Raw genomic sequence first — 20,902 nt, 5'->3', positions numbered from 1 at the left:
AAAAAGAAGCCTCATATAAGAAATTGCCTACAAGGAGAAAATGATCCCTAGGAAGCATTATCTCCATATGTCTTTTTTAAGAAAAGTGCTATTCCCTTACGCGCTAACACTAGAGCACCACTTCCAGACATCATGAAAAGAGGCTGGGACAGAAGTGCCTGGCTCTTTGTTTTGTCCCAGCCTCTTCTATAGCAGCGTGAAGAATGATTAATTATTCTTATCACTATTTATGAAGTAAGTATTTTATTTACAAGCATCGCTATTAAGCGTATGAGTGTAAACCGGCAATTACCAGGTTAACAAAAATAAGGTTAAACATAATAATAGCAAACCCAATTACAGCTAACCAAGCAGATTTTTCACCGTGCCATCCTTTTGAGAGACGCAAATGAAGATATGCTGCATAAAACAACCAAGTGATAAGTGCCCATACTTCCTTTGGATCCCAACCCCAGAATCGTGTCCAGGCAATTTGGGCCCAGATCATGGCAAAAATTAAGGCACCTAATGTAAATACCGGGAATCCGATAGCTACTGAACGATATCCGATTTCGTCAACTAAATCCAGATTAACATTTTTTGTAAATGGTTGAATCATTGCAGAAATTCTCTTTCTAAAGATAAGTCTAAGAACTAGATAAAGAACTGAACCTACTATAACTGACCATATAACTGTATTTAACTTTTGTGCCGATAGAATTGCAGGAAGGTCAAATAATGGCTTGAGTTTACCGTCAGTTAGTAATTCTCCTTGATGTGGTCCTACTATAGCTGGTAAATTATACATCATAACAGCTTCTTGATCATTCTTATCAATCCAATTAAATTCAGCCGTATAATCTAAGCCTTTAAACGTACTTGTTATGATAATAAATCCTAATGTAACAACTAAAACATACATGATTGCTTCTAACCAAAAAGTCTTCTTTGTTGATTTAGTTTGATCTACCACCGTAACAAGGTGAATAATTCCTGCAACAGCACTAATCGCTAAAATCGCTTGACCCAATGCTGCTGTGGTCACATGAATATATAGCCAGTGACTTTGTAAGGACGGAATTAAAGGACTAATCTCTCTTGGGAACATACTTCCATATGCAATGATTAACACAACAATTGGCAAAGTGAATAATCCTAGCACTGCAACTTTATATAAAAAGAACAGAATGATAAACGCAAGGACAAGCATCATACCAAAAGCAGTTGTAAATTCAAATAAATTACTTACAGGTGCATGCCCAGAAGCAATCCATCTAGTTATAAAATAAGCGACTTGTGTCAAGAAACCCAAAATCGTAACACTAACTGCTGCAATTGTCCATTTACTTAGTTTTTCAGATTTATGTCTTTTGTCGCGGATTGAACCTCCGAATAAAAAGATTGCTACTAAGTATATAATAAAAGCGATTTCTAAAAATGTACTACTAAGTGAGGCCATTTTTTCCCCTCCCCATTTTTCATAGTGACGATCATTTTGTCGTAATGATCTAATAAAAGTGTTTTGTTACTAGTAAAACAAATGGACAAGATTAGGACTTTTCTTTTTGATCTTTTGGTATCTCTAAGTTTGTCCCATCTAGTAAAGTATCTAGTTCTCGTGATAGACCATACCAGTTTTTATTTGTATGGGCAGCAATATGAACAGTACCATTCGTGTGCTTTATCCAAATTCTACGATGGTTCCAATACATACCTTGAATAACTCCAACCATAAAAATGGCTCCCCCTATACCTAGAAACCAGAGGGTCAAGTCTTTCCTAACAGTTAGCGCTGTTAAATCTTTCGTTTCCACACCTTCAAACTTCATCTTATATTGATTATTATCTGACGCCTCAATTGTTTGCTGAATCGCTACTAAACTAGCTTCCCCTTCTGGTTTGTCTGGTGTATACATTTTAAAAACGAAGGCTGGATTATTTGGTATTCTTGTCTTTGTAGCAGGTAATCCTTCACTGTTATAATAAAAATCCGGAAGATATGTTGCTAACTCAACCTTATAACCATTTCCAAGTTCATAGGTTTCTTCTGGCTCTATTAAATCCACAGATATTTGACCAAAGCTCTCTTCTGTTTCCTTATCTATTAAACTAAACGACATTTCATTCAATTCATTTAATTTATAATCTACTTGATATAGAGAAAATGATTCAAATTTTAAAGGATCATTAACTTTAATTTCTTTTCGTGTGACTTCTTTAAGTTCTGGTTCAGCACCGTGTACAATGTCACCCATTCGTTCGTACAATACAACATTTGATTGAAAGTTTTTTACAACGCTTCCATCACCAACACGTGTAATTGCTTCTTCAAAAACTTCATCCTCTTTATCTTTCTCGTAAACTTCCATAATGAAATCTTTATTTTCTAAGTAGTATTTACCTTCAGTTCCGGGAATAACCTCAATTTCTCCTTCTCTCACCCAGAGTACTTCATCGACATACATTCCAGGTACAGATCTCAGCATTGCTCCGAATAAAAAGAGAATTAATCCACAATGATTAACATAAGGACCCCAACGAGAAAAACGTCCCTTTTCAGCTAAAAGATTTCCGTTTTCTTCTCTTACTTTATAACGACGCGATGCGAATTTCTTTATGATCCCATCTAATTCTATTGTGTCTATCTGTGTTGAACTATAGTATCTTTGCCGTTTTAAAAAGGATTCGTGCCTCGTTACACCTTGCTTTTTCAATGCACGATATAACGGAACAAACCGGTCTAGACTTGCAATTACAAGTGAAATACCAATTGAAGCAACTAAAATAATATACCACCATGAGCCATATAAATCATGAAAACCTAATTGATAATATAAGTCTCCAAAGAACCCATACTCTTCTTTGTAAAATTCACTGGCTGTTGCCGTTGGCGGGATAAATTGCTTCTGAGGAAATATTGTTCCTATTGCAGAAGCAATTAACGTAATAACAATTAACCATACACCAACTTTAACGGAAGAGAAAAAATTCCAAACTTTATCAACTACTGTTTTTTTATAAGTTTGTGAGCGTCTAGCAGACCCCTCGTACTTCATATCCAATAGTTCTTTTTTTTCTTTTTCAGCTATTGGATTTCCACATGATTCACACAGAAGTGTTCCTTTAGGATTAACATGACCACACTCACATGTATCTTTGTTCATGCTGAAAAACTCCCCATTTTATGGTTTAATCTGTTCCATGTATTCCTGAATCATTCTTTCTGTTAATGTTCCTGTAATCACATCAACAACCTTTCCATCAGAATCAATAAGATAGGTTGCAGGTAACTTTCCGACACCATAGGCCTTAAACACTTGACTCTGTTTATCAAGAACAACAGGAAAGGATAAATCATATTTATTAACAAATGTACTCACTGCTAAATCAGATTCTGCAATATTTACAGCTAGGACTTCGACACCTTGGTCCTTATACATCTGATATTGCTTATTCATATAAGGCATTTCTCTTTCGCAAGGTTCACACCAAGTTCCCCAAAAGTTAAGAAAAACACCTTTCCCTTTATAATCTGACAATTGATGTTCGTTTCCTTCTAAATCCTTCAGAAGAAAATTTGGTGCCTCACTGCCAGCCCTTACTCTTTCCTTGCTAACGAAAAAATTCGAATATAATGTGTAGCCTAATGCACTAATTAATAGTATTAAAATAATAGAGCGCATGAGTAAGCGTTTTTTTTTCTTCATTTCATACTCCCCTACCCTTAGACATTCTTAGCTATTATACCATTTCACACAAACTCACTTTATTTTATATTTTGAAGTTTGTGTGAAACTATTTATATTTTACTACCGTGCTGTGCTAGAGCTCTCAACTGTTTTACCTCGTGTGGAGTAAGCTCTCTTGAATCACCTGTATTTAATCCACTTAAGTTTAAGAAGGCATATTTTTCACGTTTTAATTTTTGTACTGGATAACCAATCGCTTCAAACATTCTTCTTACTTGTCGATTGCGTCCTTCATGAATCTTCAATTCAAGAATACACGTGTTTTTCTTTTTATCCACTGATAAAATTTTCGCGTTTGCAGGCGCTGTCTTTCCATCTTCAAGATGAACACCCTTTTCGAGCTCTCTTATCTTTTCACGTGTTGGGATTCCTTTCACCTTTGCTACATAAGATTTTTCAACTTCATATCTTGGGTGCATGAGAATATTGGCAAATTCCCCATCATTTGTTAGCAACAATAATCCAGATGTATCATAATCCAATCTACCAACAGGATAAATTCTTTGTTTTATATAAGGAAAGAAATCCGTTACTACTTTTCTACCTTTATCATCTTTAACAGCAGAGATGACACCACTAGGTTTATATAGAAGAACATACACAGGCTCTTCCCTTTCTAACGGAATCCCTTCTACCTCAACTTTGTCAGAATCTGTTACTTTTGTACCTAACTCTTTAACAATTTTCCCATTCACTTTTACTTTTCCTTCTAAAATCAATTCCTCAGCCTTTCTTCTTGATGCATATCCAGCATGAGCAATTACTTTTTGTAAACGTTCCATTTCTTTCACCTCTATAACATATTAATGCTTTATTAACCATTTCACAATTTTCGCCAACAATAGACACTAGATTTAAAACGGGATTAAGATAAATATCCGTTAGTATGAGCTCACAAGTGATTCTGTCCTTTACACGCTCTGAATATGTAAACAAATGGCAATCTCGTTACAGGAGAAAATCCTAGTCTATTATAGAATCCTCTTCATTACCTACTTTTAACCATTCTCATGAATAGTTTACGATCTCACTTAAAATCCTTCGCTAAAAAACTCAATAATCGTCAAATTGCGCTACACTATCATACCATAATTTATCTTCCTGTACTACGTACCATAAAGCGAGACTTATACCTCTGTAAAGTTAGGTACTATAGATAGGTTATGAAATATATTCCATTCATTCATACATCCTTTGTTAGGCAACTGACTTTATCGAAAAAGTCAGTCTGCTAATTGTCGCATAAAAGTGCTTAATCAAATTGATGCACCCTCTAGTTTTCTAAGCAACAAAAAAAAGCTCGGAAAGTAAACTTCCGAACCAATTTTTCCTAACTAGGAGAAAGGCTTTTTCTCTCTTACTCCTCTGGATATTACGTGTAAAATACAGTCATATATTCAAATTCATGTTAAATACCATTAATGGTAGTAAAAAACGCTCGTATATTGCTTTAAGCGAATAGGAGTGAAACGATGACGATCGCTGCCACAATCCCAACAAAATCTGCTAGTAATCCAACTTTTAAGGAATCACCCATTTTTCGTATTCCAACTGCACCAAAATAAACAGTTAAGACATATAATGTCGTATCAGTACTACCCTGCATTGTAGCAGCAAGCATTCCAATAAATGAATCAGGTCCATATGTGGAGATAATATCTGATGTAAGACCTAATGCCGCTGTCCCAGAGATAGGTCGTATGAACGCAAGAGGAACAATTTCAGAAGGAATATGCAACACTTCAAGTACCGGCTTCATGAAATCCATTAAAAACTCTAGTGCTCTAGACGCTCTAAAAACAGAAATCGCTACTAACATTCCAACTAAATAGGGAATAATGGAGAAGGATATTGTAATTCCTTCTTTTCCTCCTTCGACAAAAGCCTCATATGTCGGTACTCTTTTATACGTACCATATAGTAAGATGACACCGATTATAACGGGTATAATCCACAGTGAAACAACTCCAATAATCCCCATCTCTACTCATCACCCTTTTTCTTTCTCCTATAGTAAAAATATCGATCAATCATTATTGCTCCTAAAGTAGATAAGAATGTTGCAATTAATGTCGGTCCAACAATACTTGTAGGTGATGCAGAGCCGTAGGTCATCATAATAGCAATAACTGTAGTAGGTATTAACGTTAAGCTTGATGTATTAATAGCCAAAAAGGTAATCATTGAGCGGCTTGCTTTATCTGAATTTCCATTTAACACCTTTAACTGCTCCATCGCTTTAATCCCAAGAGGGGTAGCTGCATTGCCTAGCCCAAACAAATTCGCCATCATATTTGATAACATATAGCCCATCGCTGGGTGTTCAGGAGGTACCTCTGGAAATAGCCTTGTTACAATTGGCTTGAATAGCTTCCCTAGCTTCTCAAGTAGACCTGCTTTTTCTGCTACTTTCATTAACCCTAACCAAAACACAAGAACACTAATAAATCCTATCGAAATAGTGACAGCTTCTTTGCCACCTTTGAAAATTGCTTCATTAACCTCTTCCATAGTTCCGTTAAACATTGCAAAAACTATTCCGATAACTGTTAAGGATACCCATATGAGATTAACCATGCTACTTTACACCAGCCGCAATGAAAAATAATTGTTTAAACAAATCCCATAATGAACCTTTTGGTTTTTCTACATTTCCATTATCAAAATAAATTGGTAATTGAGCAATTTCTTTTTCATCAACTTTTATTGACATCTTCCCTACTACATCTGGAACATTCCTACTGTCTTCCCACTCTTCTTGAGGTTTCGATAAGGTCATATTGATCTTGACTTTTTCTTGTTCTTCCTTCGTTAAAGGATAAATAACATCTCTTTCAATAAACACCTTATTTTTGTAAAATTCATTTTCTATTTCCTTAATGACTCCTTGATTCTTTAATTTTGTTATTTCAAATTGACTATATGCATAGTTATGAAGATTGATATGGTCATCCCAATCATCTGGATCATTTAATGTGACTACAATTGTATGAAATCCTTCCTTTGACGCCGTTGATACGAGCGTTCGCTTTGCTCTTACTGTGTACCCAGTTTTTCCACCTGTCGAATAGTCATATAGCTGTGTTAACAGCTTATTTTTGTTATGCCATACTCTGTCCCATTTCTCATTTGGATTTGGGGCCTTATGTGTTTTTGTACCTGAAATCTTTTGATACTCCTCGTTTTGCATGGCATATTGAGTTAAAATAGCCATGTCATATGCTGTAGAATAATGATTCTCATGATCATCTAAACCATGTGGATTTGCAAAAACAGTGTTTGTCATGCCAATTTCTTCTGCTTTTTGATTCATCATGATAACAAATCCTTCAAGACTCCCCCCGACATGTTCGGCGATAGCAACTGCTGAATCATTTCCTGATCTAAGCATAAGCCCATATACTAAGTCCTCCAATTTAATTTCTTCCCCTTTTTGTAAATAAATTGAAGAACCCTCTGCTTGAGTAGCCTTTTCACTAACAGTAACCATATCATTTAGTTTTTCAGATTCAACCGCTAATATCGCAGTCATAATTTTCGTTATACTTGCTATCCTCATTTTTTTATGTGCATCTTTCTCGTATAGTACTCTTCCTGATTCTTGATCTATTAAAATTGCAGTTTGAGCACTCACACCGATTGCTGATGTTTGGTGCGGGAGCAAGGAAATAAAAAGGATTATGATGATAAAGCAAGTTGATAGTTTCTTCATTTGTAGCATAAAGCATCCACGTCCCCTTAGTCGTTTTGTACAAGTTTATGCATTTGGACCAAGCTTATGATTAAAACTTTACACTCTTTCTTTAAGAGTACCTTCTACGTTATGATAGTTAAAGCTTGTAGTTATTTAATATCTGTAGCAATATAAGAGCTCCCCTGGCTTTTTCACGGAAATCGAATTCTCTAACGGAGCTCAACAAAAAATGAATAGCCTCAGCTAAAAGCCTCGGCAAGCGAAGTACAACCTCGAGGGGCTAGGCGCTGAAGCTGGATGTTGAAGCGTATATCCACAAATGATGCATGTTATCGTTTTTTAAGCACTTAAAAAACAGTATAGGCTGACTTAAGATCAGTTAGCCTATACTGTTTTCAATAGTAAAAACAGCTATACTATTATGTTAAATCTTCAAATGTTTCGTTAAACTTTTCAAAAAATAAGTCAGCTTCCTCATTATCAAAATCATCGTCTGATTTATCAGGAAGAGGAGGTAATTCCTTAATAGATTTCAATCCAAAGTACTCTAGAAATTCTTTAGTTGTACCATAAAGAATTGCTCGTCCCGTTCCTTCTGCTCTTCCTACTTCTTTAATAAGGATCTTAGTAACCAATGTCTGAATTGGCCTTTCTGTTTTCACTCCACGTATTTCTTCAATTTCTGCTCTTGTTATTGGCTGGCGATAAGCAACTATAGCGAGAGTTTCTAAAGCCGCTTGTGATAAAGAACCATTGCCAGGAGATTCTACTAATTTCTTTAAATAGGCAGAATGTGATTTCTTAGTAGTGAGTTGAAAGTGTCCTGCCACCTCAACCAATTCAATTCCTCGAGCATTTTCTTGGTACATTCTATTTAGATCGTCTAATATCTCTATAACTTCTCGTTCCTCTATTTCAAGTACTGCTATTAATTGCTTTAGTGATAAACCTTCATCACCGGCTGCAAATAATAGTGCCTCAACAATTGAAGTCCATTCAATAACACCTAAAGGCATGGTGCTACTCACTCCCCATAATAAAAATATCTGCAAAATTATTTTCTTGTTCTATGATGATTTGTTGGCTTTTCATTAGCTCTAAAATCGCTAAAAATGTAACGACTAAATGTTCTCTATTATTAGAAGAAAATAAATCAACAAACCGTTTTCTACCCGGTGAACTCCGTAGATTCTGTAGAATTTCATCCATACGCTTCTCAATTGGTATTTCCTGTCTTGTAATCCTTGTCTGAACCGGTTTTTGTATCTTTTTTCGCCTTAGCATCTTTTGAAATGCTCCTAGCATATCATAAATAGAAACGTTTAGAGAATCCACGGGAGAAGCAGCTACCTCGGCATATTCACTCAAGTCACTTGGTGCTTTTGTATACACCAAGGAGCGATCTTCCTCAAGATTACGCAAATCTACCGCTGCTTCTTTATACTTTCGATACTCAATTAATCTTTTCATCAATTCATCCCGAGGATCTTCCTCTGGTTCCTCTGCAAATTCTTCATCAAAAAGTTCTTCTTCCTGTTTAGGTAGAAGCATCCTGCTTTTAATGGATAATAGCGTAGCAGCCATAACCAAATATTCTGAAGCAACATCCAAATGTAATTCTTGCATCGTATGAATATAAAGCATATACTGCTCCGTTATTTCAGAAACAGGAATATCATATATATCAATTTCTAATCGATTAATTAAATGAAGTAAAAGATCCAAAGGACCTTCAAATGCATCAATCTTTACATGATATTGCAAAATTTATCCCACCATTCTTACAACTAGCCAACATATAGTATAAGGTAAAATGATGACATGTCCAATATTTATTTACAAATCAGTTTACCTTAACCTATGTACACGTCATTCTTTCATGACATTACTAAATGTGACAAGGTGATCGAAGAGATGACTGTTTTTTTAAAATTCTAAAGAAAAGCTATCCTTCCCCCTAAAAATACTTGTAAAACTAAAAAATCATATATATATAGACATTAGCCCAATCATCTCAGCGTTTTGCTCATATATTACCCATGTAATAGCTAAACATTAAGGAGGAATTAAACATGGGTGAGCAAGGATTTAACTACGGCGGAGGTTTCGCTTTAATCGTTGTGTTGTTTATCTTATTAATTATCGTTGGTGCTGCTTGGTTGTACTAATTTAGCTAGTAGGTGAAGCGCAAGGCGCCTCACACTAGACGCTAAAACAAGAGGCTAGACATATGCATTTCAGCAAGTGAAATACCCGAACAATTAGGTACTATTTTAGTCAATACTTTCCTAATTGTTCGGGTCCTTATTTTCTTTGTTTGTGAAACTAGTATTAATTAGTCGCGCAAATAAACATCCATCTTTTCCAACTCACCTAATAAAGTAACACAGGGCACAAATTTATCCTTATATAATCATTTATTTTATGATACCCCAGACGCTTCATTTTTTAGCTATAACGAAAATATGATAAACTTACATATAAGCAAAACAAAAATTCCTTTATAAAATGCTTGCTTCACCCTTTCGTGAACGTAAACTGTATAGAAGCCTTTAAAAAGGATTTTGTAGATAAACACCTATAATTGGAAGAGGGATATATGAGTATGTATGATCAAGCCTATATAGATTATCTCGTACATTTTCATTGTGATCGAGATTACTTTGAATGTCATGAGGTTCTTGAAGAACATTGGAAGAAAGATTCAGCTGGAGAAAGAAAAAATTATTGGGTTGGTTTTATCCAAATAGCTGTTGGACTATACCACCATAGGAGACGGAATTTCAAAGGGGCTCACCGAATGATTAGTAATGCCATACATTTATTAGAAAGTGAAAAAGAAATCGTTCTAAAGCTAGGAATTCATTACGATGAACTTATGCAACTATTACGTAACCGTAAGCATGAGATTGTACATAATATTGACTATCACAGTATGAATTTACCAATAGTTGACTCACATTTAAGATCTCTTTGCGAGAAAGAATGTCATACCCACAATATAACCTGGGGAGTAGAAAGTGACTTAAAGAATGAATATTTAATTCATAAGCACATGAAAAGAGACCGTACGGATGTAATACTTGAAAGAGCGAAACAGTTAAGAATGAAAAAGGATAAGTCATAATACTAAATGAATGAATTTGATAAATCGAATCACTAAAGCCCCAAGGCTTTCAAGACGCAAGGAAGACTCCCGATGCCTTATAGATAGGTTCTTACTACGTAAGGTCCAATCGAGGAAAAGTGCGAGACTTCTGCGGGGGAAGTGGAATAGCTGAGCCCCCCTGTAGATCTGTGTTTCTCTAAAAAGAATGGATAAATTGATTTAAATACGAAAACAAGCCAGAAAAATTTTTCCTGGCTTGTTTTTCACTATTTACTTTAGAGGAATATAAAGCCCCATACCATACAAATTTGAGATTATTCTTTCTTTAACAATCATCATCTGATGATTGCTCCGAACATTTCTCAAAAAAGGATTCTGTATCTTCATTAGGAACAACCGTTTTGTTTTTATAAAGATTCTTAACTGCATTCACCATCGTCTTTCCAATTCCTTGATGGCGATGAGAAGGATTCACAGTAATATGCTGTACCTCTACAGTCTGTTCATCACGAAAAATCACACCAATTGCTCCAATAATATCTTCTTCAAACTTCCAAAGAAATAACTGCCACTCATCAGATCCTTCATACTGTTTAATTGTATGCTGTAGTTGCTTAAGATCTTTTTCAGCAGGCATAAAAGATAAGAGACCCATTGCAATTTTTTCAAAGCTTTTTTTATAACGAATTAACATAAATACCCCTCATTAACGAAATAGCTTTCAGTATGCGAAAGCCCCATAATACGATAAAAGACCGAATTCATTAGGATAAAGTTCTTCACATGATATTATAAACAGTTTTCTATCGATTTTAAACACTTTTCATAAAATTAATTAAAGGGTTTTCAATAAGTTACCCATTTCAATCGCCGTAACCGCTGCTTCATACCCTTTATTACCTGCTTTTGTTCCAGCTCTTTCCACTGCCTGCTCGATTGTTTCTGTTGTCAAGACACCAAATACTACAGGTACGCCTGTTGAAAGAGAGGCTTGAGATACTCCCTTTGCTGCTTCGTTACAAACATAATCATAATGTGTTGTAGCTCCTCTTATCACAGTTCCAAGAGTGATAACCGCATCATACTTTCCTGATTCTGCCATTCTCTTAGCTACTAAAGGCAATTCGAAAGCTCCAGGTACCCAAGCAACGGTTACATCTTCAGCTTGAACCCCATGTCTTCTTAAAGCATCCTCTGCTCCTCCTAATAATTTAGATGTAATAAATTCATTAAAGCGCGCAACGACGATCCCTACTTTTAATCCACTTCCAATTAAATGACCCTCTAATACATTCTTATTCATTATCAATTCCTCCAAATTTTTATTTAAGTTTGACTTTCCCCATTCTTTACAACATGTTATTCATGTAAGAAATGACCAAGTTTTTCATACTTTGTTCGTAAGTATTGTTTATTTTCATCTCTTTCAGGCATTTGTATTGGGATTCGATCACTAATTGTTAGACCATAACCTTCTAACCCTGCTATCTTTCTAGGATTATTCGTCATTAATTTCATCGTTTCAATCCCTAAATCTTTTAGGATTTGAGCACCAATTCCATAATCCCTTAAATCTGGAGCAAACCCTAATTTTTCGTTTGCATCCACAGTATCATACCCTTGTTCTTGAAGTTTATAGGCTTTCATCTTATTGAGAAGACCAATATCTCTACCTTCTTGGCGCATATACAAAAGAACACCTTTACCAGCTTTTTCTATTTGAGCAAGTGCTGCATGAAGCTGAGGACCACAGTCACAACGATAGGAGCCAAAAACATCACCTGTCAAACATTCAGAATGGACTCGCACTACTATTTCCTCATCCTTACTTACTTCACCCTTTACTAATGCAACATGTTCTTTATTATCAAGAGTATTGGAATATCCAATTGCTTTAAATGAACCATATTCTGTTGGAAGATCAATTTCAACCTCTCGTCTTACATGTTTTTCTGTACGGTTTCGATATTTAATTAAATCTTTTATTGTAATTAATTTTAAATCAAGTTCTTTTGAGAGAAGGAATAAATCGGGAACTCGAGCCATGGTACCATCCTCTTTAATGATTTCACATATTACTCCTCCTGGTTTAGCACCACTTAATTGTGCTAGGTCAATCGCTGCTTCCGTATGACCCGCACGTCTTAACACACCTCCGTTTTTTGCAACGAGTGGAAAGGTATGCCCAGGTCTCTTAAAATCGGCCGACTTCGTTTCCTCAGATAATAAAGCTCTTACAGTATCCGCTCTTTCAAATGCGCTAATTCCTGTCGAATTCGTTTTATAATCGACACTAACGGTAAAAGCCGTCCCATGAGGATCTGTATTATGTCTAACCATAGGAGAAAGATCGAGTTTCACCGCTTGTTCCTCCGTAATTGGCACACATACTAAACCTCTTCCGTATTTAATCATAAAATTAATTGTTTCAGGAGTTACGCGATCAGCCAGGGCGATAAAGTCACCTTCATTTTCTCGATCTTCATCATCAACAACAATAACTACTTTCCCTTCCTGCAAATCAGAGATTGCTTCTTCAATAGAATGGAACATTGATTTTACCCCCTTTATTTACAACTTTATTCCCTACCTACGCATACCCATTTTCTTCTAAAAACGATTTACTTAAGGTAGAACTTGTCGAAATTTCTTTTTTATCAATGAATTTTAGGATATATTTACCTAATAAGTCGCATTCTATATTTACGATATCCCCAATACCTTTTGTACCTAATATGGTCTCTCCGAGAGTATGGGGAATAATCGAGATCGTTACTTTCTCTTTTTCTAGCCCAAATATAGTTAAACTAATTCCATCGACCGTTATAGAACCCTTGTGTATAAGAGTATCAGTCAGCTTTTCTTCAACTTGCAAGTCATAATAGACAGCATTAGAAAGATGCTTTTTATTGACGATTTTAGCAATTCCGTCAACATGACCAGAGACGAAGTGACCACCAAATCGTCCATTAGCAGCCATAGCTCTCTCAAGATTCACCTTTGAACCAGTCTTTAAAGTTGACAAGGAAGTACTTCTCACTGTTTCTGGCATCACATCTACAGAAAAAGATGTTTTTGTAAAAGTTGTTACCGTTAAACATACGCCATTTACGGCAATACTATCTCCAAGTGAAACATCATCTAAAATTTTACTCGCTTCTATTTTAAAAACTATAGCTTCAGAAGAGCTTTTCACACTAGAAATTGTGCCTATTTCTTCAATAATTCCTGTAAACACGTTAAATCCCTCACCTTCTTTTAAAAATCATTGTGAGATCAAGCTAATAAGGAATAACTCAACCTTTTTCATAACTTCACATTCCTATACATGAGCTGTGTACCTATATAAAAAAGCCCTAAGTCAAAGACTAGGGCTTGAAGGTGAGAAATTGATATTTGAGTACGTCAAATAAGAGTAAGAAAAATCTGTATTTTTACAAAATTTTACCTACACCGCAAAATTCGCGCATTTCTTCTCCCATCCAGACTTTAACTGTCGGCCCTAGAGTTTCACTAGATCCACCGTTAACTTCGCGTTAACGGGTCACGGACTTAGAAGGTCTTCACCTTCATCACCGCCGGTAGGGAATTTCACCCTGCCCCGAAGAATGTAAATCGAAATATGAAGTTATAAATTTATTTTATCTGTATAGTGAGTTGGTTGCAACGTTTAAGCTGTTATTTATAAAAAAATTATATTAATTAACCAAATAGAGCTTTTAGATAACGCAAAAAAAATATAAAAAGCTGCATCATTCACACATGACACAGCTTCGTTATACTTATTCTTCTGTAACTTTTACTTCCTTCATTACATCGTTAGGCTTAATTTTATAAACAGCATCTAAGTTTTCAGTCACTTTACCGAATACAGTATGAACACCGTTTAAATGTGGTTGTGGCTCATGAACAATGAAGAATTGGCTTCCGCCAGTATCTTTTCCAGCATGTGCCATTGAAAGTGATCCAGCTTCGTGTTTATGTGGATTTCCTTCCGTTTCACATTTAATTGTATACCCAGGACCACCTGTTCCAGTTCCATTCGGACAACCGCCTTGAGCTACGAAACCAGGAATAACACGGTGGAAGGTTAATCCATTGTAATATCCTTCATTTGCTAGCTTTTCAAAGTTAGCAACTGTTCCAGGTGCCTCATTTGGGTATAATTCAATTCCAATTGTATCTCCATTTTCCATAGTAATTTGCGCTTTTTTCATATGTATGAAACCTCCAGTATGTTTATTACGTCTAATAGACATGAATACCTTTCTATTCTACTATAAGAAGCAGAGGAAAACCAAATCTAACAGATAAATAATGAGAAATTTCTTTTTGTTTCTTTTTCTTTACACAAATTTGGTATTGACAAGATAAAAAAAGCTCTATAATAAAGATGGGTCACATTTTGCGAAATAAAACGGAGGTATAGACTTTGAAGAAATATGCGTTAAGCTTACTGATTATATTTTCCTTATCCATTCCAACAATAAGTTTTGCAGATGCAGTAGTTGGCGAAAAAATTATCACGTTAGGTGAAAACCTAACCGAACAGCAAAAACAAACTATTCTATCTGAAATGAAGGCGACAGATGAAAATCAAATCATTACCGTTTCTAACGAAGAAGAACATCAATACTTAGGAGATTACATTCCAAAAGCTACCATTGGGACGAAAGCTATCTCTTCTACAAGTATAACCACTGAATCAGCTGGGTCTGGACTTGAGGTATCGACAAAAAACATCAACTGGGTAACTGATGAAATGTATTTGAATGCCTTAATGACTGCTGGAATTAAAGATGCTACTATTTACGTAACAGCACCATTTGAGGTATCAGGTACTGCTGCTTTAACCGGGCTTATTAAGGCCTATGAAATCTCATCAGATGAAGCCATTCCTGAAGATATTAAACAAGTAGCAAATGAAGAACTTGTTACAACGGCAGAATTAGGTGATGAGGTAGGTGCTGAAAACGCATCTGCATTAATGGCAAAAATCAAGGATGAAATTGCAAAAAATGGAGTTCCTGAGACAGAAGCTGATATGAGAGCTTTGATTGAAAATGCAGCAAATGATTTAGGTATTACCCTCTCAGAAGAAGATATGAATCGATTAATAGACCTTTTTAATAAAATGAAAGAACTTAATATTGATTGGAATCAAGTAGGTCAACAACTTGATCAAGCAAAGGATAAAATTTCAAACTTTCTTAATTCAGAAGAAGGACAAACATTCCTTCAACAACTAAAAGAATTTTTCATCGCTTTATGGGATGCTATCCTTTCTATTTTCACTAACAACGAAGAAACAGCTTAATTGTACGTAGCACCCCCTCCTGTTACATGTAGGAGGGGGTGCTACCCTAGATAGTATAAAAAAGAGTAGCTTAGAAGCTACTCATTTTTGTGGTACCTTTGATTTTAACGGAAGATCATTTACAATAAGATCTTCAAAACTCTCTCTTTTTATAACAAGGTGATCTTCACCATTCTCCACAAAAACAACGGCCGGTCTTGGAATTCTATTATAATTATTAGCCATCGAATAGCCATAGGCTCCTGTACAAAAAACGGCTAGAAGATCATTTGGTTTTACTTTAGGTAATGGGAGATCCCAAATTAACATATCTCCACTTTCACAGCACTTCCCTGCAATTGAAACATTTGTATCATGCTTCTCTGTTACTCTATTAGCGAGAACTGCTTCGTATTTCGCTTGGTACAAAGCAGGTCTAATATTATCGCTCATACCACCGTCAATAGCCACATATTCTCTAATATTCGGTACAGTCTTTTGCGATCCTACAGTATACAGTGTTGTGCCTGCATCCCCTACGAGTGAACGTCCAGGTTCAATCCAAATCTCCGGCATGTTAATTCCTAAAACGTCAACTTGTTTTTTTACTGCCTCAACGATTTGCTCTACATAATAAGTAGCAGGTAGTGGTTGGTCTTCCTCTGTGTATCGTATACCAAATCCTCCACCAAGGTTTACAACTTCTGGAACATAAGAATAGTTGGTTTGCCACTCTTTAATTTTCTCAAATACCCTTTCGGCTGCTAATACAAACCCAGTGGTATCAAAGATTTGTGAACCTATATGACAATGAATACCTAGAAGGTTTAAGCCCTCAGAGTGAAGAACACTTTCTATCGCTGCTTCAATTTGTCCATTTAAAAGTCCAAAACCGAATTTTGAATCTTCCTGCCCTGTTGTGATGTAGTCATGTGTATGGGCTTCAACACCAGGCGTCACACGAAGTAAAACAGGTACTTTTCTAGTATAGTTTACAGAAAGCTCTTCTAACAGCTGTAGCTCATAGAAGTTATCGACAACAATACAGCCTACTTCCGCATCAAGAGCCATTTTTAATTCTGCCTGACTTTTATTGTTCCCATGTAAGTGAATGCGAGAAGCTGGAAAACCTGAAGTAATAGCTGTGTATAATTCTCCACCTGATACAACATCAAGAGACAAGCCCTCTTCATCTATCAACTGAAACATCGCTACAGAAGAAAAAGCCTTACTTGCATAAGCAACTTGAGCTTGAACCCCCATTTTTTCAAATGTTTCTTTAAAGCTACGTGCACGATCTCTAATAAGCGCAACATCATAAATATATAAAGGAGTGCCATATTTTTCGGCAAGTTTGACCGTATCGACTCCTCCGATTTCTAAATGTCCTTTATCGTTAATCTGACTAGTACCATGTAAGAACAACTTGCTTCCCCTCTTTCTACTGCTAAGCTCAACTGATTTTTATACTCTATTTTTTTAGCTTATTTAATAAGATCACTATCTAGAATTAATAGAACAGTAATCCATGTTTTAATGCTAAAGAAAAAGACAGTTAACACCAGCTGAGTGTAACTGTCTGTTATCTTTTATCTACATGAAATTAAAATTACCATATCATAAAAGAGAGGTACTTTCAATGACACACCGCTTATTTGGGTTGTTTTTTTATATTTTGGGGATGTACAATACTCGGTCTAAGTTTAGCACCTGGCACAGATGTCCTAACGATGATTTGCCAAAGAGCTTTAGCATTAAATGGAAGGAACGGCCATAAATATGGCGTATTTAAAGATCGAATATTCGCTAATAAGAGAACGAATATTGTACTTCCAATAACAAAGCCCTCCAGTTGAAAGAGTGCTACTAAAATCAAGAGTAATAATCTAGCAATTTTATTCGCCACACTTAATTCATAACTAGGTGTTGCAAATGTTCCAATTGCCGCAACCGCAACGTATAGAATAACCTCTGGCACAAATAACCCTACATCAATCGCGATCTGACCAATCAATGCTGCCGCAATTAAACCCATGGCTGTTGATAAGGAGGTAGGCGTATGAATTGCAGCCATCCTTAAAAATTCTATACCAAAGTCCGCTAAAAATATTTGCACGACTATCGGGATATTTTTTTCTTCATTCGGTCCTATAAAAGATATTTCTTTAGGAAGAAGCGACGGCTCCTGTACAAATAAAAACCACAAAGGTAATAAAAAGATAGATGCCACAATTCCTAAAAAACGAACCCATCTTAAAAATGTACCAACAGCAGGAGCTTGACGGTACTCTTCAGCATGTTGCACATGGTGAAACATCGTTGTAGGGGTAATAATTACACTTGGTGAAGTATCGACCAATATTAACACATGACCCTCAAGAAGATGATTTGCCGCTACATCCGCTCTCTCTGTATAACGAACTAAAGGATAGGGATTGTAGCCTTGTTTAACCAAAAACTCCTCTATTGTTTTGTCAGCCATCGTGATTCCATCGATTTCAATTTCATCTAACTCTTTTTTTATTAATTTAATAAGGCCGGGATCTGCTACATCCTTAATATAAGCCACACATACATCCGTCTTTGACCGTTCTCCAACTTTTAACATTTCATAGCGTAATCTTTCATCTCTAATTCTTCTACGAATTAATCCTGTATTAACAATAATATTCTCAACAAATCCGTCTCTTGCACCTCTAACAATTTTTTCAGTGTCCGGCTCTTGAGGCTGCCTACCAGGATAGCTTCTTACATCAACTACTAGTCCATAATCTACACCCTCAATAAAAAAGATGATAAGTCCTGATAATAATTGATCAACAGATTCATCTAACGTTTTAATCTTAGAAACAGATTGGTTCACAATACGATTCTCTAATATCTCTTTGAATTTTACATGCTCTACTTCATTATCACTAATATCTGTCAATTTTTTCAAGATTTCTGTAATATAGTTTGTATCACATAAGCCATTTAAAAAATACATATTCACTTGATAATTCAGAATAGACAATTTACGAATTCCAAGATCAAAGCTTGTATTTAACCCTACATGCTCAGTAAAGTATTTTTCATGCTCTGAGAGATTTCCGGTAATTTGTGATGTTTTATCTGTTGTCGTCATTGTACCCACTCCTTTCTAAAATTAATTCAACTGCTTTTAATGTAACTGGACAACCATTTTTCACATCATCCTTACGAGCCATCTTTCCGATATCACCAATTCCAACTATAATTGGTACATTAAGCTGATCAATGCAATAAACGGTGTCACCGCTTATCCTGCCTAACTCTAAGTCCTTTAATCCACTTTTATCTACACCATATTCTGTTAACTCTCCGAAGCGATCAATGCTAACATCAACTTTAGCCCACTCTGTTTGATGTGTTTTTGAAGCCACTGCTATAATCCCTAATACTTCAATTGCCGAGTGCTCTGCAACATATTTCAAAGCCCTTTCTCCAGCACCTTCCCCAACTAATCCACAATCATCAAACATGACAAATACTGGATCATTTTTAGCCTTTTGAATGAGTTGCACTATTTGAGGCCCACTTAATAGAGTTGGATTACCTTGTGACTGAGAAATCGCTCTGCCACCTATTTTCGATGCTACATATTCAATTGTTCGTGCGGCATACTCATCACCATCGGTAACTAAAATGACCCTTCTCTTATTTGCCAATACAAATCCTATCCTTTCGGTTTAAAAATTAATGCCATAATAAATGCAAAGAGTATCGCAGCTGATATACCAGCAGATGTTAATTCGAAAATCCCGATACCTATTCCAATAAATCCCTGCTCTTCTGCTTTTTCTAATGCACCATGCAGCAGGGAATGACCAAAGCTCGTAATCGGAACAGTGGCTCCAGCTCCTGCAAATTCAATTAATTTGTCATAAATTCCAAATCCATCAAGAATAGCCCCACTAACAACGAAGCTACTCATTACATGAGCAGGGGTTAGCTTAAATACATCTAGTAAAATTTGCCCGATAACACAAATTGCACCACCAACTAAAAATGCTAGTAGATATTCCACCTTTAATTTCCCCCTTCTTCCGTCCGTTCGAATACTACTCCGTGAGCAATTGTTGGAATGGATTCTTTTTGTTGAATCATGGTTGGACTTAATAGTGCACCTGTTGCTACAACAAACACTCGATTAAGATTGCCCTTTTGTAACTCATCAAAGATATGGCCATATGTAACGACAGCCGAACAAGCACATCCACTTCCACCAGCAAAAACATTTTGATCAGGTCTATAGACCATTAATCCACAATCATTATGCTTGTCATGAACATCAAATCCTTCTTCTTTCAGCAGTTCTTTAACAATTGGACTTCCTATTCCCGATAAATCTCCCGTTAAAAACATGTCATAGTCATCAGGTGTTCGGTTTAAATCTTTTAAGTGCTGTGCTATTGTATCCGCTGCTGCTGGTGCCATAGCAGACCCCATGTCAAAAGGGTTCTTAATTCCTAAATCGGCTACCTTTCCGATTGTCGCAGAGGTGATTTTTATCTTGCTAACATCCTTCGAAATTAACACAGCGCCAGAGCCTGTAACCGTTGATGTCGCTGTATCTGGTTTTTGCCCACCGTATTCTGTTGGATAACGAAATTGACGTTCTGCAGTTGCATTATGACTACTAGTTGCCGCTAAGACAGTTGAAGCGAAACCTCCGTCTACAAGAGCTGAACCTAAAGCTACTGTTTCCATAGATGTTGAACAAGCTCCAAACATGCATAAGAATGGCAATTGAACATGTCTTGCAACATAATTGGCTGTTACATTTTGGTTAAGAAGATCACCTGCTAGGAAAAAATCCACATCTTCCACTGTTTTCTGTCCTTTTTTTAGGCATTGCTCGATCGCTTGCTCCATTAGTCTTCTTTCCGCTAATTCCCAATTATCTTCACCACAATGTAATTCATCGTGCTTCACATCAAAATATTGACCTAATGGACCATTTGCTTCTTTCGGACCAACAGCAGTACCGCTCGAATGGACAAATAAAGGATTCTCAAATAGCCATGTTTGCTTTCCAGTTAACTTCAAGATAACAA

General features: G+C 36.0%; 22 protein-coding genes and 1 riboswitch. Of the genes, 3 read left to right on the top strand and 19 right to left on the bottom strand.

Annotated elements, in window-relative coordinates; genetic code table 11:
* Positions 1-262 precede the first annotated feature (262 nt).
* The 9 genes from ccsB to A9C19_RS07365 form a co-directional block, all read right to left on the bottom strand.
* Positions 263-1,438 (bottom strand): c-type cytochrome biogenesis protein CcsB, encoded by a 1,176-nt coding sequence (gene ccsB, locus A9C19_RS07405; protein WP_072579347.1) that lies wholly within the window; start codon positions 1,436-1,438, stop codon positions 263-265.
* Between the two features lie 91 nt (positions 1,439-1,529).
* On the bottom strand, positions 1,530-3,143 hold the full coding sequence (gene resB / locus A9C19_RS07400) for a cytochrome c biogenesis protein ResB (RefSeq protein WP_072579346.1): 1,614 nt from the start codon (positions 3,141-3,143) through the stop codon (positions 1,530-1,532).
* 18 nt (positions 3,144-3,161) lie between these two features.
* Positions 3,162-3,686 carry a thiol-disulfide oxidoreductase ResA gene (resA, locus tag A9C19_RS07395; RefSeq protein ID WP_072579345.1) on the bottom strand — a complete coding sequence of 175 codons (525 nt, stop codon included), beginning with the start codon at positions 3,684-3,686 and terminating at the stop codon, positions 3,162-3,164.
* Positions 3,687-3,778: 92 nt separating this feature from the next.
* Positions 3,779-4,510 carry a 23S rRNA pseudouridine(2605) synthase RluB gene (rluB, locus tag A9C19_RS07390; RefSeq protein WP_072579344.1) on the bottom strand — a complete coding sequence of 244 codons (732 nt, stop codon included), beginning with the start codon at positions 4,508-4,510 and terminating at the stop codon, positions 3,779-3,781.
* Between the two features lie 668 nt (positions 4,511-5,178).
* Complete coding sequence (locus tag A9C19_RS07385; protein WP_072579343.1) at positions 5,179-5,709, bottom strand: spore maturation protein; 531 nt, start codon at positions 5,707-5,709, stop codon at positions 5,179-5,181.
* Between the two features lie 2 nt (positions 5,710-5,711).
* Positions 5,712-6,305: a nucleoside recognition domain-containing protein gene (locus tag A9C19_RS07380; protein ID WP_072579342.1), complete on the bottom strand. Its 594-nt coding sequence runs from the start codon at positions 6,303-6,305 to the stop codon at positions 5,712-5,714.
* A gap of 1 nt (position 6,306) precedes the next feature.
* A complete protein-coding gene (locus tag A9C19_RS07375; RefSeq protein ID WP_072579341.1) occupies positions 6,307-7,449 on the bottom strand; it encodes a D-alanyl-D-alanine carboxypeptidase family protein in 1,143 nt (380 codons plus the stop codon).
* A gap of 392 nt (positions 7,450-7,841) precedes the next feature.
* Positions 7,842-8,438 carry an SMC-Scp complex subunit ScpB gene (gene scpB, locus A9C19_RS07370; RefSeq protein WP_072579340.1) on the bottom strand — a complete coding sequence of 199 codons (597 nt, stop codon included), beginning with the start codon at positions 8,436-8,438 and terminating at the stop codon, positions 7,842-7,844.
* Positions 8,439-8,442: 4 nt separating this feature from the next.
* A complete protein-coding gene (locus A9C19_RS07365) occupies positions 8,443-9,189 on the bottom strand; it encodes a segregation/condensation protein A (RefSeq protein ID WP_099092745.1) in 747 nt (248 codons plus the stop codon).
* 305 nt (positions 9,190-9,494) lie between these two features.
* On the opposite strand from A9C19_RS07365, the gene A9C19_RS07360 reads away from it, so the two are divergent.
* Together A9C19_RS07360 and A9C19_RS07355 are read left to right on the top strand one after the other, a co-directional pair.
* Positions 9,495-9,590 carry a YjcZ family sporulation protein gene (locus tag A9C19_RS07360; protein WP_072579338.1) on the top strand — a complete coding sequence of 32 codons (96 nt, stop codon included), beginning with the start codon at positions 9,495-9,497 and terminating at the stop codon, positions 9,588-9,590.
* A 437-nt stretch (positions 9,591-10,027) separates the two neighbouring features.
* Positions 10,028-10,549, top strand: coding sequence for a DUF309 domain-containing protein (locus A9C19_RS07355; RefSeq protein WP_072581788.1), 522 nt, complete (start codon positions 10,028-10,030; stop codon positions 10,547-10,549).
* 307 nt (positions 10,550-10,856) lie between these two features.
* Here the strand turns inward: A9C19_RS07355 and A9C19_RS07350 are convergent, their stop codons facing one another.
* The 5 genes from A9C19_RS07350 to A9C19_RS07330 all read right to left on the bottom strand — a co-directional run bounded on the left by A9C19_RS07350 (position 10,857) and on the right by A9C19_RS07330 (position 14,748).
* A complete protein-coding gene (locus A9C19_RS07350; RefSeq protein ID WP_072579337.1) occupies positions 10,857-11,225 on the bottom strand; it encodes a GNAT family N-acetyltransferase in 369 nt (122 codons plus the stop codon).
* 141 nt (positions 11,226-11,366) lie between these two features.
* Positions 11,367-11,834, bottom strand: a complete 468-nt coding sequence (gene ribH, locus A9C19_RS07345; RefSeq protein WP_072579336.1) for a 6,7-dimethyl-8-ribityllumazine synthase — start codon at positions 11,832-11,834, stop codon at positions 11,367-11,369.
* A gap of 56 nt (positions 11,835-11,890) precedes the next feature.
* Positions 11,891-13,084: a bifunctional 3,4-dihydroxy-2-butanone-4-phosphate synthase/GTP cyclohydrolase II gene (locus A9C19_RS07340; protein WP_072579335.1), complete on the bottom strand. Its 1,194-nt coding sequence runs from the start codon at positions 13,082-13,084 to the stop codon at positions 11,891-11,893.
* 37 nt (positions 13,085-13,121) lie between these two features.
* Entirely contained in the window at positions 13,122-13,769 is a 648-nt protein-coding gene (gene ribE / locus A9C19_RS07335; protein WP_072579334.1) for a riboflavin synthase, read from the bottom strand.
* A 228-nt stretch (positions 13,770-13,997) separates the two neighbouring features.
* Positions 13,998-14,144, bottom strand: a riboswitch (FMN riboswitch).
* Positions 14,145-14,313: 169 nt separating this feature from the next.
* On the bottom strand, positions 14,314-14,748 hold the full coding sequence (locus A9C19_RS07330) for a peptidylprolyl isomerase (protein WP_072579333.1): 435 nt from the start codon (positions 14,746-14,748) through the stop codon (positions 14,314-14,316).
* Between the two features lie 215 nt (positions 14,749-14,963).
* On the opposite strand from A9C19_RS07330, the gene A9C19_RS07325 reads away from it, so the two are divergent.
* Positions 14,964-15,848: a DUF1002 domain-containing protein gene (locus tag A9C19_RS07325; protein WP_072579332.1), complete on the top strand. Its 885-nt coding sequence runs from the start codon at positions 14,964-14,966 to the stop codon at positions 15,846-15,848.
* Between the two features lie 81 nt (positions 15,849-15,929).
* Here the strand turns inward: A9C19_RS07325 and lysA are convergent, their stop codons facing one another.
* From lysA to spoVAD, 5 genes are all read right to left on the bottom strand, one after another.
* Positions 15,930-17,252, bottom strand: a complete 1,323-nt coding sequence (gene lysA / locus A9C19_RS07320; protein WP_072579331.1) for a diaminopimelate decarboxylase — start codon at positions 17,250-17,252, stop codon at positions 15,930-15,932.
* A 226-nt stretch (positions 17,253-17,478) separates the two neighbouring features.
* Positions 17,479-18,951, bottom strand: coding sequence for a spore germination protein (locus tag A9C19_RS07315; RefSeq protein ID WP_072579330.1), 1,473 nt, complete (start codon positions 18,949-18,951; stop codon positions 17,479-17,481).
* Positions 18,935-19,513 carry a stage V sporulation protein SpoVABEA gene (gene spoVAEA, locus A9C19_RS07310; RefSeq protein ID WP_072579329.1) on the bottom strand — a complete coding sequence of 193 codons (579 nt, stop codon included), beginning with the start codon at positions 19,511-19,513 and terminating at the stop codon, positions 18,935-18,937. The genes A9C19_RS07315 and spoVAEA overlap by 17 nt, the downstream gene beginning before the upstream one ends.
* 8 nt (positions 19,514-19,521) lie before the next feature.
* On the bottom strand, positions 19,522-19,872 hold the full coding sequence (gene spoVAE, locus A9C19_RS07305) for a stage V sporulation protein AE (RefSeq protein WP_072579328.1): 351 nt from the start codon (positions 19,870-19,872) through the stop codon (positions 19,522-19,524).
* Positions 19,873-19,874: 2 nt separating this feature from the next.
* Positions 19,875-20,894 (bottom strand): stage V sporulation protein AD, encoded by a 1,020-nt coding sequence (spoVAD, locus tag A9C19_RS07300; protein ID WP_072579327.1) that lies wholly within the window; start codon positions 20,892-20,894, stop codon positions 19,875-19,877.
* Positions 20,895-20,902 lie beyond the last annotated feature (8 nt).

It is taken from the genome of Bacillus weihaiensis (genome assembly GCF_001889165.1).
GTDB lineage: Bacteria > Bacillota > Bacilli > Bacillales > Bacillaceae > Metabacillus > Metabacillus weihaiensis.
The sequence above is the reverse complement of the archived record's forward strand: the minus strand, read 5'-3'. Positions and strand labels throughout refer to the sequence as shown.

Bases quoted from the DNA above. Each gene is read 5' to 3' on its own strand.
- rluB (WP_072579344.1), bottom strand. From the start codon at position 4,510: ATGGAACGTTTACAAAAAGTAATTGCTCATGCTGGATATGCATCAAGA.
- resB (WP_072579346.1), bottom strand. From the start codon at position 3,143: ATGAACAAAGATACATGTGAGTGTGGTCATGTTAATCCTAAAGGAACA.
- A9C19_RS07340 (WP_072579335.1), bottom strand. From the start codon at position 13,084: ATGTTCCATTCTATTGAAGAAGCAATCTCTGATTTGCAGGAAGGGAAA.
- scpB (WP_072579340.1), bottom strand. From the start codon at position 8,438: ATGCCTTTAGGTGTTATTGAATGGACTTCAATTGTTGAGGCACTATTA.
- A9C19_RS07385 (WP_072579343.1), bottom strand. From the start codon at position 5,709: ATGGGGATTATTGGAGTTGTTTCACTGTGGATTATACCCGTTATAATC.
- A9C19_RS07350 (WP_072579337.1), bottom strand. From the start codon at position 11,225: ATGTTAATTCGTTATAAAAAAAGCTTTGAAAAAATTGCAATGGGTCTC.
- A9C19_RS07355 (WP_072581788.1), top strand. From the start codon at position 10,028: ATGTATGATCAAGCCTATATAGATTATCTCGTACATTTTCATTGTGAT.
- A9C19_RS07375 (WP_072579341.1), bottom strand. From the start codon at position 7,449: ATGCTACAAATGAAGAAACTATCAACTTGCTTTATCATCATAATCCTT.
- resA (WP_072579345.1), bottom strand. From the start codon at position 3,686: ATGAAGAAAAAAAAACGCTTACTCATGCGCTCTATTATTTTAATACTA.
- A9C19_RS07315 (WP_072579330.1), bottom strand. From the start codon at position 18,951: ATGACGACAACAGATAAAACATCACAAATTACCGGAAATCTCTCAGAG.
- A9C19_RS07380 (WP_072579342.1), bottom strand. From the start codon at position 6,305: ATGGTTAATCTCATATGGGTATCCTTAACAGTTATCGGAATAGTTTTT.
- A9C19_RS07360 (WP_072579338.1), top strand. From the start codon at position 9,495: ATGGGTGAGCAAGGATTTAACTACGGCGGAGGTTTCGCTTTAATCGTT.
- A9C19_RS07330 (WP_072579333.1), bottom strand. From the start codon at position 14,748: ATGAAAAAAGCGCAAATTACTATGGAAAATGGAGATACAATTGGAATT.
- ribH (WP_072579336.1), bottom strand. From the start codon at position 11,834: ATGAATAAGAATGTATTAGAGGGTCATTTAATTGGAAGTGGATTAAAA.
- ccsB (WP_072579347.1), bottom strand. From the start codon at position 1,438: ATGGCCTCACTTAGTAGTACATTTTTAGAAATCGCTTTTATTATATAC.